Source organism: Pseudomonas sp. D3 (genome assembly GCF_029320995.1).
Lineage (GTDB): Bacteria > Pseudomonadota > Gammaproteobacteria > Pseudomonadales > Pseudomonadaceae > Aquipseudomonas > Aquipseudomonas paraveronii.
Genome location: NZ_CP119772.1, coordinates 3,751,895 through 3,765,066, shown reverse-complemented (window position 1 = coordinate 3,765,066; position 13,172 = coordinate 3,751,895). Strand labels below are relative to the sequence as shown.

Genomic DNA, 13,172 nt, shown 5'->3' with positions numbered 1-13,172 from the left:
ATATTTAACTGGTCTGTGCTATCAACAAATGCGTTTGCAGGCAGGCGTCGTGCCAGTCGAGAGGGCATGGTCGCTGGAATCAAAGAAGGTTTTTATCTGAAACAGAACACGAACGAGGGCTTGGTTATGATTCGTGATGCACTACCCAAGGACGCGAAGAGCATCGCTGATGTTCATGTCAGTAGCTGGCAACACGCTTATGTGAATTTGATGCCGGCTGATTTTTTGGGCTCGCTTACTGCGACATTGCCTAAAAGAGCGGCTCATTGGGCTCATGCAATTGAAAGCAAAGAGGCTGACGTTTTAGTGTCAGAGGTAGATGGAAACGTTATTGGTTGGATTTCAGTGGGTCCTTGTCGTGATGAAGATAAGCCCGCTGCGGCATCGGGAGAGGTCATGGCCATCTACGTTTTGGCAGAGTATTGGGGTAAAGGAATAGGCGCTGAGTTGTGGAAGTCAGGTTTAAAACGCCTGTTTGATCAGGGCTATAAAGATATTACTTTGTGGGTTTTATCTGCAAACGAAAGAGCTGTTCGCTTCTATCAGGGGCTCGGCGGAAGAGAAGAGCCTGGTAGCCGTCGCACGCTCGTCCGTGGTGGCGTGTCGCTGGATGAGGTGAGGTATGTTTGGGGAAGTTAAGGGTTAGGGAAGCCCCTGCCGACGTGTCGCGCAGAGGCGGCACGTCGAAATTACGATTTTTATGCGCTTCAGGCTGCGCGATTCCCTAAAGGTTACGGTTTTTTGCCTCGATCCACTGAGACATGTATTGCGTACTTTTGTGGGCGTGGTGACGCAGCATGCTGCCGGTGAAATTGTCCCGGCGATGGGCATCGAGGCGGCTGCGACAGTGTTCCAGGCACTCCACCAGTGCGGGGCCGTGGCGGTGCAGGTCATAGCGACGGGCCAGGAGTTGGCGGCCGTGTTCCTGGGCCTGGGTCCAGCGTTCGCGGTCCTGGTAAAGGCTCACGGCGGCATCGGCCAACGCCGTGGCGCTGTGGGCGATTGCCCCCGGCCACGGCTGCTCGTCGCCCATGGCTTCGGCGCCGACCGGCGTGGTGATGTTTGGTGTGCCGCAGAGCATGGCGTCCGCCAGTTTGCCCTTGATCCCCGCACCAAAGCGCAGCGGCGCCAGGCAGATGCGCGCAGCCGTCATCACTTGCAGCGCATCTTCGGCCCAGTTCATCACATGAAAGCCCTGGGCCGGGTTGTGCAGCGCGGTGGCCTTGGGCGGGGTGTAGGCACCGTAGACATGCAATTGGGCGCCCGGCAGTTGCTGGCGGATCAACGGCCAGACACTGTTCTTCATCCACAGCACCGCATCCCAGTTGGGCGCGTGGCGGAAGTTGCCGATGCTGAGGAAGTGCGCGCGCTCGTCAAACGGTGCGAACGCCTCGGTCGGCGGCTCCAGCATCAACGGGCACCAGTGGAGCAGGGCGGCGGGTACCTTGAACTGCTCGGTGAGCAGGCGGATCTCCATGTCGGAGATCATCAGGCTGATGTCGCAGCGATAGATGGCTGCGATCTCGCGCTTGGCCAGGTCGGTGTCGGCCATGCGCCGGAACTCGTCTTCCAGGCCCGTTGCAAACAAGGCGCTGAAGTCGTCGTTGTCCGGCTGGGCCTTGAGGTGCTCCTTGAACCGCAGCTGGCGTGCGTCGCGTAGGCTTTGCAGGTCGGAGGTTTCCAGCACCCGCAGGGCCGCGGGGCAGTGCTTTTCGACGCGCCAGCCGAACTGTTCTTCCATCATGAAACGGTCGAACAGCACGATGTCTGGGGCCAGTTCGCAGATAAAGTCATCGAAACTGCTGTTATTGAGTTCGATGGCGCATTCGGCGATTCCCAGTGCCGGTAGATCGGCTTTGTGTTCGCCAATGGTCGCCGGGCTGCTGAAGGTAATATCCCAACCTTGTGTCAGAAAAGTTTCGAGAATCTGCATCATATGCCCGCCTGCAGCCGAGGAACGCGGTTCCGGCCAGACATAACCAATGACCAGGACTTTGGTGGCGGGCTGATTCATCAACAACGGATTCCTTGAGCGGGGACGAAAAGCGCGCAATTAAACCACAACCGCCCGCGTGCCCGGCGTGGCATGACAATTTGTGTCAGGCGGTAGGTCGTCACGGCACTTTGTGGTTAACTTCCGCCTCTCGAATTCGTTTAATCAAAACCAGCATAAGGATTCCGTTCATGGCTCAAGTCACCCTTCGTGGTAATCCAGTCCAAGTTGAAGGCGAACTGCCGCAAACCGGCTCCAAAGCGCCAGACTTCACCCTGACCGCCGGCGATCTGTCGGAAGTGACCCTGGCCACCTTCGCCGGCAAGCGCAAAGTGTTGAACATCTTCCCAAGCGTCGACACCCCGACCTGCGCCACGTCGGTGCGCACGTTCAACGCCCAGGCCCACAATGTGAGCAACACGGTCGTACTATGCATCTCCTCTGACCTGCCGTTTGCCCAGAAGCGTTTTTGCGGCACTGAAGGCCTGGACAACGTGCAGAACCTGTCGGACTTTCGCAACGCTGATTTCGCCGTTGACTACGGCGTTTCGATTGCCGACGGCCCACTCCGGGCTCTGACCGCCCGTGCCGTCGTCGTGTTGGATGAAAACGACAACGTACTGCACAGCGAACTGGTGCCTGAAATCGGCCAAGAGCCAAACTACGATGCAGCCCTGGCTGTTTTGAAGTAACTGTTTCGGCGCATTACTGTCGTTTTGCAGTAACACGCGTGGTACATGATTGCGGCCTGGCCTAGTCCAGGCCGTTTTTATTTGCTGGTCAGATGTTTAGCGAAATAGCCGGCGGACTAAGCTCAACAGTTAAAAGTTGTAAGCCCAAGGTAAATAGCCGGTAAATGCGCTTTTCTTAAAGCGCCCCAGTGCTTATCTTTCAGCCTCCCAAAGAAGAAGCTCTCGCGCCCAATGGTTGATCACTCCATGCAATCCTCCCCCCGCAATTCCCGTCGCTGGCTGTTCGGCCTGCTTGTGCTGCTGGTTATCGCCGGCCTGTGCTGGAAATTCTGGCCCACCGGCGCTACCCATCCTGACGCGCCAGCCGGCCGTACCGGTAAAACGGGCATGGCGCGCCCGGGCTTCGGCGGCTCCACCGGCCCGGTGCCGGTGCGTGTGGCGCCGGCGGTGTTGGGGGAATTCCCGGTGTACTACAAGGCGTTGGGCACGGTCACCGCGCTCAACACCATCAATGTACGCAGCCGGGTGGGCGGCGAGTTGGTGAAGATCGCCTTTGAAGAAGGGCAGAGGGTCAAGGCCGGCGACCTGCTGGCGGAAATCGACCCGCGCAGCTACCAGAACGCCTTGCTCCAGGCCCAGGGCACGCTGATGCAGAACCAGGCCCAGTTGAAAAACGCCCAGGTCGACGTCGAGCGTTATCGCGGCCTGTATGCCCAGGACAGTATCGCCAAGCAAACCCTGGACACCGCCGAAGCGCTGGTCCTGCAATACCAGGGCACGGTCAAGACCAACCAGGGCGCAGTGGACGACGCCAAGCTCAACCTCGAATTCACCAAGATCCGCGCGCCGATCGCCGGGCGTGTCGGCCTGCGTCAACTCGACGTCGGTAACCTGGTGGCCGCCAACGACACCACAGCGCTGGCGGTGATCACCCAGACCCAACCGATCAGCGTGGCCTTCACCCTGCCGGAGAGCACGCTGGAAACCGTGCTCGCCCGTTACCACGCCGGCAACAAACTGCCCGTGGAAGCCTGGGACCGCAGCGACGCCAAGCGTCAAGCCACCGGCGTGCTGCAGAGCCTGGACAACCAGATCGACGTCACCACCGGCACCCTGAAATTCAAGGCACGCTTCGATAACAAGGACCAGGCGCTGTTCCCCAATCAGTTCGTCAACGTGCATTTGCTCGCCGACACCCTGCATAACGTGGTGCTGGCACCGTCGGCCGCTATCCAGTTCGGCAACGCCGGTACGTTTGTCTACAAGCTCGATGGCGACAAGAAGGTCAAGGTGCAGCCCCTGGTGGTCGGCGATACCGACGGCGACAACACGGTGATCAAGCAAGGCCTGGTCGCCGGCGACCGCGTGGTGCTGGAAGGCACCGACCGCCTGAAAGACGGCAGCGAAATCGAAGTGGTCAACGACAGCAGTCAAGTCCCGACCACCCCGACCGAGCACCTGCAAGGCAAGCCCGCCGCAAAAGGGGAGACCGGCGCTGACGCCGGCAAGGCGCAAAAGGTCGGTTCATGAACCTGTCGCGGCTGTTTATCCTTCGCCCGGTCGCCACCACGCTGAGCATGTTGGCGATTGTCCTGGCAGGGATCATCTCGTACCGCTTGTTACCGGTCTCGGCTTTGCCCCAGGTGGATTACCCAACCATCCGCGTGATGACCCTGTACCCCGGCGCCAGCCCGGATGTGATGACCAGCGCCGTCACCGCGCCCCTGGAGCGCCAGTTCGGGCAGATGCCCGGCTTGACCCAGATGGCCTCGACCAGCTCCGGCGGTGCGTCGGTACTGACCCTGCGCTTCAACCTCGATATCAATATGGATGTCGCCGAGCAACAGGTGCAGGCTGCGATCAACGCCGCGACCAACCTGTTGCCCAAGGACTTGCCGGCGCCGCCGGTGTACAACAAGGTCAACCCGGCGGATACCCCGGTGCTGACCCTGGCGATTACCTCCAAGACCATGCTGCTGCCCAAGCTCAATGATTTGGTCGATACGCGCATGGCGCAAAAGATCGCGCAGATCAGCGGCGTCGGCATGGTCAGCATCGCCGGTGGCCAGCGCCAGGCCGTGCGCATCAAGGTCAACCCCGAGGCCCTGGCGGCCAACGGCTTGAACCTGTCGGACGTGCGCACGCTGATCGCCGCGTCCAACGTCAACCAGCCCAAGGGCAACTTCGACGGCCCGACCCGCGTGTCGATGCTCGACGCCAACGACCAGTTGGTGTCGCCGCAGCAGTATGCTGAACTGATCCTGGCCTACAAAAATGGCGCACCGCTGCGTCTGAAGGACGTCGCGCAGATCGTCGACGGCGCCGAAAACGAACGCCTCGCCGCCTGGGCCAATGAAAACCAGGCCGTGCTGCTGAATATCCAGCGCCAGCCCGGCGCCAACGTGATCGAGGTGGTCGACCGCATCAAGGCCTTGCTACCGAGCATCACCGATAACCTGCCGGCGGGCCTGGATGTGACGGTGCTGACCGACCGTACCCAGACCATCCGCGCTTCGGTCACCGATGTGCAACACGAATTGCTGATCGCCATTGCCCTGGTGGTGATGGTGACTTTCCTGTTCCTGCGCCGCGTCAGCGCCACCCTCATCCCGTCCATCGCCGTGCCGCTGTCGCTGGTAGGCACCTTTGGCGTGATGTACCTGGCGGGTTTCTCCATCAACAACCTGACGCTGATGGCCCTGACCATCGCCACTGGGTTTGTGGTGGACGATGCCATCGTGATGCTGGAAAACATCTCGCGCTATATCGAGGAAGGTGAAACCCCGCTGGCCGCTGCGCTCAAGGGTGCCAAACAGATTGGCTTCACCCTGATTTCCCTGACCCTGTCGCTGATCGCCGTATTGATTCCGTTGCTGTTCATGGGCGATGTGGTCGGGCGCCTGTTCCGCGAGTTCGCCATCACCCTGGCGGTGGCGATCCTGATTTCCCTGGTGGTGTCCCTGACCCTGACGCCGATGATGTGCGCGCGCCTGCTCAAGCGTGAACCCAAGGAAGCAGAGCAGAGCCGCTTCTACAAGGCCAGCGGGGCCTGGATCGATTGGTTGATCGCAGCCTACGGGCGCAAGTTGCAGTGGGTGCTCAAGCACCAGCCGCTGACCTTGTTGGTGGCCATCGCTACCCTGGGCCTCACCGTGGTGCTGTACCTGGTGGTGCCCAAGGGCTTTTTCCCGGTGCAGGACACCGGGGTGATCCAGGGCATTTCCGAGGCACCGCAGTCGATTTCCTTCGCTGCAATGAGCCAGCGTCAGCAGGAACTGGCGAAGATCATCCTGGCCGACCCGGCGGTGGAAAGCCTGTCGTCCTACATCGGTGTGGATGGCGATAACGCCACCCTCAACAGCGGTCGCTTGCTGATCAACCTCAAGGCTCACGGGCAGCGGGATTTGAGCGCAGCCCAGGTGATCACCCGCCTGCAGCCGGAAATCGACAAGCTGGTGGGCATTCGCTTGTACATGCAGCCGGTGCAAGACCTGACCATCGAAGACCGCGTCAGCCGCACCCAGTACCAGTTCAGCATGTCGTCACCCGACGCCGAGTTACTGGCCTTGTGGAGCGAAAAGCTGGTGCATGCCTTGAGCCAGTTGCCGCAGCTCACCGACGTCGCCAGCGACCTGCAGGACAAGGGTCTGCAGGTGTACCTGGTGATCGACCGCGATGCCGCCTCGCGCCTGGGCGTCAACGTGTCGACTATCACCGATGCGTTGTACGACGCCTTCGGTCAGCGGCAGATTTCCACCATCTACACCCAGGCCAGCCAATACCGCGTGGTGTTGCAGGCCCAGTCGGGCGAGACCCTGGGGCCGGATGCGCTGAACCAGATCCACGTCAAGACCACCGCCGGCGGCCAGGTGCGCCTGTCGAGCCTGGCCCGCGTGGAACAGCGCCAGGCGCAGTTGGCGATTGCGCATATCGGCCAGTTTCCGGCGGTGATGATGTCGTTCAACCTGGCCCCGGGTGTCGCGCTGGGCAAAGGCGTGGAGTTGATCAACCAGACCCAGAAAGACATCGGCATGCCGGTGGGCGTGCAGACTCAGTTCCAGGGCGCGGCCCAGGCGTTCGAAGCCTCGCTGTCGAGCACCTTGCTGCTGATCCTGGCGGCGGTGGTCACCATGTACATCGTGCTCGGCGTGCTCTACGAGAGCTACATCCACCCCGTCACCATCCTCTCGACCCTGCCTTCGGCGGCGGTGGGGGCGTTGCTGGCGTTGCTGCTCAGCGGCAATGACCTGGGCATGATCGCGATCATCGGCATCATTTTGCTGATCGGTATCGTCAAGAAAAACGCGATCATGATGATCGACTTCGCCCTCGACGCCGAACGCAACCAGGGCCTCGACCCGCAGACCGCGATCTACCAGGCGGCGCTGTTGCGCTTCCGGCCGATCCTGATGACCACCCTGGCCGCACTGTTCGGCGCGGTGCCGTTGATGCTGGCCACCGGTTCCGGTGCGGAGCTGCGTCAACCCCTGGGCCTGGTGATGGTCGGCGGTTTGCTGGTGAGCCAGGTATTGACCCTGTTCACCACACCGGTGATCTACCTGTACTTCGATCGCTTGGGTCGGCGCTGGCGCAAAGAGCCGCAACGCCTGGAGCCGGTTGAGTCATGAACCTGTCCGGACCTTTCATTCGCCGGCCGGTCGCGACCATGCTGCTGAGCCTGGCGATCATGCTGCTGGGCGGCGTCAGCTTCAATCTGCTGCCGGTGTCGCCGCTGCCGCAGATCGACTTCCCGGTGATCGTGGTGTCGGCCAGCTTGCCCGGCGCCAGCCCGGAGGTGATGGCGTCTACCGTGGCCACGCCGCTGGAGCGCTCATTCGGCGCGATTGCCGGTATTACCACCATGAGCAGTTCGTCCAGCCAGGGTTCGACCCGGGTGATCCTGGCGTTCGATTCCGACCGTGATATCAACGGTGCGGCGCGGGAAGTGCAGGCGGCAATCAACGCCTCGCGCAACCTGTTGCCCAGCGGCATGCGCAGTATGCCGACCTACAAGAAGATCAACCCGTCCCAGGCGCCGATCATGGTGCTGTCGCTGACCTCGGACGTGTTGCAGAAGGGCCAGTTGTACGATCTGGCCTCGACCATCCTGTCGCAAAGCCTGTCCCAGGTGCCGGGCGTGGGCGAAGTGCAGATCGGCGGCAGTTCCCTGCCGGCGGTGCGCATCGAACTTGAACCCAAGGCGCTCGACCAGTACGGCATTGCCCTCGACGATGTGCGCAACACCATCGCCAATGCCAACCAGCGTCGGCCCAAGGGCTCCCTGGAAGACGCCGAGCGCAACTGGCAGATCCAGGCCAACGATCAGTTGGAAAAAGCCGAGGACTATGAGCCGCTGCTGATTCGCTACCAGAACGGCGCGGCCCTGCGCCTGGGCGATGTGGCCAAGATCAGCGACGGCGTCGAAGACCGCTACAACAGCGGTTTCTTCAACAATGATTCAGCCGTGCTGCTGGTGATCAACCGCCAGTCCGGCGCCAACATCATCGAGACTGTCAAGCGGATCAAGGCGCAGTTGCCGGCGTTGCAGGCGGTGCTGCCGTCCAGCGTCAAGCTGAGCCTGGCGATGGATCGCTCGCCGGTGATCACCGCCACCTTGCACGAGGCCGAAATGACCTTGCTGATTGCCGTAGGGCTGGTGATCCTGGTGGTGTACCTGTTCCTCGGTAACTTCCGCGCTTCGCTGATTCCAACCCTGGCGGTGCCGGTGTCGCTGGTGGGCACCTTCGCGGTGATGTACCTGTTCGGCTTCTCGTTGAACAACTTCTCGCTGATGGCGCTGATCCTCGCCACCGGCCTGGTGGTGGACGATGCCATCGTGGTGCTGGAGAACATTTCCCGGCATATCGACGAGGGCGTGCCGCCGATGAAGGCAGCGTACCTGGGGGCCCAGGAAGTCGGCTTTACCTTGCTGTCGATGAACGTGTCGCTGGTGGCGGTGTTCCTGTCCATCCTGTTCATGGGCGGGATCGTCACCAGCCTGTTCCGTGAGTTCTCGATCACGTTGTCGGCGGCGATCATCGTGTCGCTGGTGGTCTCGCTGACCCTCACCCCGATGCTCTGCGCCCGTTGGCTCAAGCCTCATATCAAAGGGCAACTGAGCGGTTTGCAGCGTTGGAGCCAGAACGTCAATGACCGCATGGTATCGGCCTACGCCACCAGCCTGGACTGGGTGCTGCGCCATCGGCGCCTGACCTTGCTCAGCCTGCTGATCACGGTAGGGGTGAATGTTGCGCTGTATGTGGTGGTACCAAAAACCTTCATGCCCCAGCAGGACACCGGGCAATTGATCGGCTTTGTGCGCGGCGACGACGGGCTGTCGTTCAGCGTGATGCAGCCGAAGATGGAAATTTTCCGCAAGGCCGTGTTGCAAGACCCAGCGGTGCTCAGCGTGGCCGGTTTCATCGGCGGCAACAGCGGCACCAACAACGCGGTGATGCTGGTTCGACTCAAACCCATCAGCGAACGCAAGGTCTCCGCTCAGGCGGTGATCGAGCGTCTGCGCAAGAGCGTGCCACTGGTGCCGGGCGGGCGACTGTTCCTGATGGCTGACCAGGACCTGCAATTCGGTGGTGGCCGTGACCAGACCAGTGCGCAGTATTCCTACATCCTGCAAAGCGGTGATCTGGCTGCGCTGCGCCTGTGGTACCCGAAGGTCGTGGCCGCTCTGCGCGCGTTACCCGAACTCACCGCCATCGACGCCCGCGAAGGCCGGGGCGCGGCCCAGGTTACGCTGATCGTCGACCGCGACCAGGCCAAGCGTCTGGGCATCGACATGAACATGGTCACCGCCGTGCTGAACAACGCCTACAGCCAGCGGCAGATCTCCACGATCTATGACAGCCTCAACCAGTATCAGGTAGTGATGGAGGTCGACCCGAAATACGCCCAGGACCCAATCACCCTGAAGCAGATGCAGGTGATCACCTCCACGGGCGCGCGGGTGCCGTTGTCGACCATTGCCCATTATGAGAGCAGCCTGGCAGACGACCGCGTCAGCCACGAAGGCCAGTTCGCCTCGGAAAACATCGCCTTCGACATGGCGCCCGGCGTGACGGTGGAACAGGGCACTGCAGCCATCGAGCGTGCGATTGCCAAGGTGGGCTTGCCGGAGGACGTGATCGCCAAGATGGCCGGCACCGCCGATGCCTTCGCGGCGACCCAGAAGGGCCAGCCGTTCATGATCCTTGGCGCACTGGTGGCGGTGTACCTGGTGTTGGGCATTCTGTATGAAAGTTACATCCACCCGCTGACGATCCTCTCGACCTTACCGTCGGCTGGCGTCGGGGCCTTGCTCTCCATCTACCTGCTGGGCGGTGAGTTCAGCCTGATCTCCTTGCTCGGGTTGTTCCTGTTGATCGGGGTGGTGAAGAAAAACGCGATCCTGATGATCGACCTGGCGTTGCAACTGGAGCGCAATGACGGCCTGAGCCCGCTGGAATCGATTCGCAGCGCCTGCCTGTTGCGGTTGCGCCCGATCCTGATGACCACGCTGGCGGCGATTCTCGGCGCCTTGCCGTTGTTGCTCGGCAGAGCCGAAGGCGCGGAAATGCGCCAGCCCCTGGGCCTGACCATTATCGGCGGGCTGATCTTCAGCCAGATCCTGACCCTTTACACCACCCCGGTGGTTTACCTCTATCTCGACCGCGCGCGCCATCGTTTCAACGCTTGGCGCGGCGTGCGTACCGATGCTGCCCTGGACTCTGCGCTATGACCGATTCGACCTTTGCCACATTGGCCATGACCCGTGGTTCCCGCGTCGCCAGCTTGCTGCTCTGCGGGGTGTTGCTCAGCGCCTGCGCCGTCGGCCCCGACTACACACGTCCGGCCGTCATCGAGCCTGCGCAGTTCAAACAAGCCGAGGGCTGGCGCCAGGCCACGCCGAGCGATGCCCTGGCCCGTGGCGCCTGGTGGGAACTGTACGGCGACCGTCAGCTCAATGACCTGGTGCTCCGGCTGAACAACGCCAACCAGACCGTGGCCCAGGCCGAAGCGCGCTTCCGTCAGGCCCAGGCGCTGGTGAGCAGTTCCCGTGGGGCGTTTTACCCGACGGTGGACCTGAGTGTCGGGAAAACCCGCGCCAGTCAGGGCACCGGCAGCAGCAGTGCCAGCCTCAGCAGTTCCAGCAGTGGCATCCGCGATACCCTTAACGCGCAGTTGGGCGTGAGCTGGGAAGCTGATGTCTGGGGCAAGTTGCGCCGGGGCCTGGAAGCCAAAGAAGCCAGCGCCGAAGCCAGCTCGGCGGACCTGGCCGCGATGCGTTTGAGCCAGCAGTCGGAGTTGGTGCAGAGCTACCTGCAACTGCGCGTCATGGATGAGCAGACCCGGTTGCTGCAAGCCACGCTGGACACGTACCAGCGCTCCCTGCAGATGACCGAGAACCAATACCGCGCCGGCGTTTCCGGCAAGGACGCCGTGGCCCAGGCGCAAACCCAGCTCAAGTCCACCCAGGCCAGCCTGATCGACCTGATCTGGCAGCGCGCCCAACTGGAAAACGCCATCGCCGTGTTGATCGGCGAGGCGCCGGCCAACTTCAACCTGGCCGTTAGTAAGGACATCCCGGCCTTGCCGCAGATCCCGGTGAGCCTACCGTCGCAATTGCTCGAACGCCGCCCCGACATCGCGTCCGCCGAGCGCTCGGTGATCGCCGCCAACGCCGATATCGGCGTGGCCAAGGCGGCCTATTACCCGGACCTGAGCCTGAGCCTGGCCGGTGGTTATTCCAGCAGCACCTACGCCGACTGGATCAGCCTGCCGAACCGCTTCTGGTCGGTCGGGCCGAAGCTGGCGATGACCCTGTTCGACGGCGGCCAGCGCTCGGCGGAAGTCGACCGCACCGTGGCCAGTTACGATGAAACCGTGGCCAAGTACCGCCAGACCGTACTGGATGGCTTCCGCGAAGTGGAAAACTACATGGTCCAGCTCAAGGTGCTGGAAGACGAAGCCGTGGTCAGCAATGAAGCGCTGGAGGCCGCGCGCGAGTCGCTGCGCTTGACCCAGAACCAGTACAAGGCGGGGCTGATCGCTTATCTGGATGTGGTGACCGTACAAGCCACCGCCCTGAGCAACGAACGCACCGTGCTGACCTTGCTGCAGACACGATTGGTGGCCAGTGTGCAACTGATCGCCGCGTTGGGTGGCGGTTGGGATGGGCAGACTCAGGCGGTTGAAAAGGAGTGACGCCGGGCCTGTTTTGAGTCGGTGGATTGGCGTCAAAATGCCGGTGATGGTCCTGGGATAAATAATCACCTGTTCAAGAAGCAGTCTCGCTACAATCCGCGACTTTTCCATCTGGCACGGGCTTTTTCAGCCAGTCGGTCTAGCGTCGGCCCATGCTTATCGGTAGTGACTTCTCCTCGCTGGACGCATTGCCAAGGCCAAGGGCCGCGCCATCTGTTTGTGGATGCTGGGCGGGGTATTGGCGATGGGAGAGGGCGTGTGGCCCAAGCACTTTTGTCGGCATGTTGGCGCTCAGGCTGCCGCCCACCCTCGGCTTTGACTTGGACATTACCGCGTTGATCATGGGCGTGGGCATCAGCAGCATGCATTACACCGGCATGGCCGCGATGCGCATGATGCCGGCATCCGTTACCGGCGGATGGCTTCAGGGCGGACATCCATCGCGCAGAAGCAGCGCAGACGCCTGACAAGCACAGCACTTGACGGGTATTCTTGGCGCCAACGCTAAACATTTGGTTGATTCAGGAGACTGTAGGCATGGACAAAGTCCTCATCATCACCGGGGGCAGTCGTGGGATTGGTGCTGCGACGGCATTGTTGGCCGCTCGCCAGGGCTATCGCATTTGCATCAATTTCCAGTCGGATGAAGAAGCCGCTCACCGCGTTCTCGAACAGGTCCGCGCGCTAGGCGCCCAAGCCATTGCGGTGCGCGCCGATGTGAGCATCGAGGACGAAGTGATCGCATTGTTCCACCGCGTTGACACTGAACTGGGTCGCGTCACGGCGTTGGTCAACAATGCAGGCACGGTGGGGCATAAATCTCGCGTTGATGAGATGTCCGAGTTCCGCATCCTGAAGGTCCTGAAGACCAACGTACTCGGGCCGATTTTGTGCGCCAAGCACGCGGTGCTGCGTATGTCGCCCCGGCATGGTGGGCAGGGCGGGAGTATCGTCAATGTGTCGTCGGTGGCGGCGCGTCTCGGTTCGCCGGGTGAATATGTCGACTACGCCGCCTCCAAGGGCGCGCTGGACAGCTTTACCGTGGGGTTGGCGAAGGAAGTGGCGGGCGAGGGCATTCGTGTCAACGCGGTGCGCCCCGGCTATATCTTCACCGACTTCCACGCCCTGAGCGGTGACCCGGACCGGGTCAGCAAGCTGGAGTCCGGGATTCCGATGGCGCGTGGCGGCCGACCGGATGAAGTGGCGGAGGCGATTGTCTGGCTGTTGTCAGACAAGGCCTCCTATGCCACCGGGACGTTCGTTGACCTGGGCGGCGGTCGTTGAGACCC

The 13,172-nt window shown here is 61.8% G+C and carries 8 protein-coding genes and 1 pseudogene; 8 read left to right on the top strand and 1 reads right to left on the bottom strand.

The features are described from left to right. Positions 1 to 126 precede the first annotated feature (126 nt). Positions 127 to 639: a GNAT family N-acetyltransferase gene (locus P3S72_RS17085; RefSeq protein ID WP_276197944.1), complete on the top strand. Its 513-nt coding sequence runs from the start codon at positions 127 to 129 to the stop codon at positions 637 to 639. Positions 640 to 724: 85 nt separating this feature from the next. On the opposite strand, the gene P3S72_RS17080 is transcribed toward P3S72_RS17085, so the two are convergent. Next, positions 725 to 2,014: a glycosyltransferase gene (locus P3S72_RS17080; protein WP_276193249.1), complete on the bottom strand. Its 1,290-nt coding sequence runs from the start codon at positions 2,012 to 2,014 to the stop codon at positions 725 to 727. Positions 2,015 to 2,184: 170 nt separating this feature from the next. Between P3S72_RS17080 and tpx the strand changes: the two genes are divergently transcribed. The 7 genes and pseudogenes from tpx (at position 2,185) to P3S72_RS17045 (ending at position 13,167) form a co-directional block, all read left to right on the top strand. Beyond that, positions 2,185 to 2,685 (top strand): thiol peroxidase, encoded by a 501-nt coding sequence (gene tpx / locus P3S72_RS17075; RefSeq protein ID WP_276193248.1) that lies wholly within the window; start codon positions 2,185 to 2,187, stop codon positions 2,683 to 2,685. A gap of 231 nt (positions 2,686 to 2,916) precedes the next feature. Next, complete coding sequence (locus P3S72_RS17070; RefSeq protein ID WP_276193247.1) at positions 2,917 to 4,215, top strand: MdtA/MuxA family multidrug efflux RND transporter periplasmic adaptor subunit; 1,299 nt, start codon at positions 2,917 to 2,919, stop codon at positions 4,213 to 4,215. Beyond that, positions 4,212 to 7,313 (top strand): MdtB/MuxB family multidrug efflux RND transporter permease subunit, encoded by a 3,102-nt coding sequence (locus P3S72_RS17065; protein ID WP_276193246.1) that lies wholly within the window; start codon positions 4,212 to 4,214, stop codon positions 7,311 to 7,313. Before P3S72_RS17070 ends, P3S72_RS17065 begins: the two co-directional genes overlap by 4 nt. Further along, complete coding sequence (locus tag P3S72_RS17060; protein WP_276193245.1) at positions 7,310 to 10,417, top strand: efflux RND transporter permease subunit; 3,108 nt, start codon at positions 7,310 to 7,312, stop codon at positions 10,415 to 10,417. The genes P3S72_RS17065 and P3S72_RS17060 overlap by 4 nt, the downstream gene beginning before the upstream one ends. Beyond that, positions 10,414 to 11,883: an efflux transporter outer membrane subunit gene (locus P3S72_RS17055; RefSeq protein WP_276193244.1), complete on the top strand. Its 1,470-nt coding sequence runs from the start codon at positions 10,414 to 10,416 to the stop codon at positions 11,881 to 11,883. Before P3S72_RS17060 ends, P3S72_RS17055 begins: the two co-directional genes overlap by 4 nt. A gap of 111 nt (positions 11,884 to 11,994) precedes the next feature. Further along, positions 11,995 to 12,284: pseudogene (locus tag P3S72_RS17050) on the top strand (MHYT domain-containing protein); the annotation flags it as partial. Between the two features lie 136 nt (positions 12,285 to 12,420). After that, positions 12,421 to 13,167: an SDR family oxidoreductase gene (locus P3S72_RS17045; protein ID WP_276193243.1), complete on the top strand. Its 747-nt coding sequence runs from the start codon at positions 12,421 to 12,423 to the stop codon at positions 13,165 to 13,167. The last annotated feature ends 5 nt before the right edge of the window (positions 13,168 to 13,172 follow it).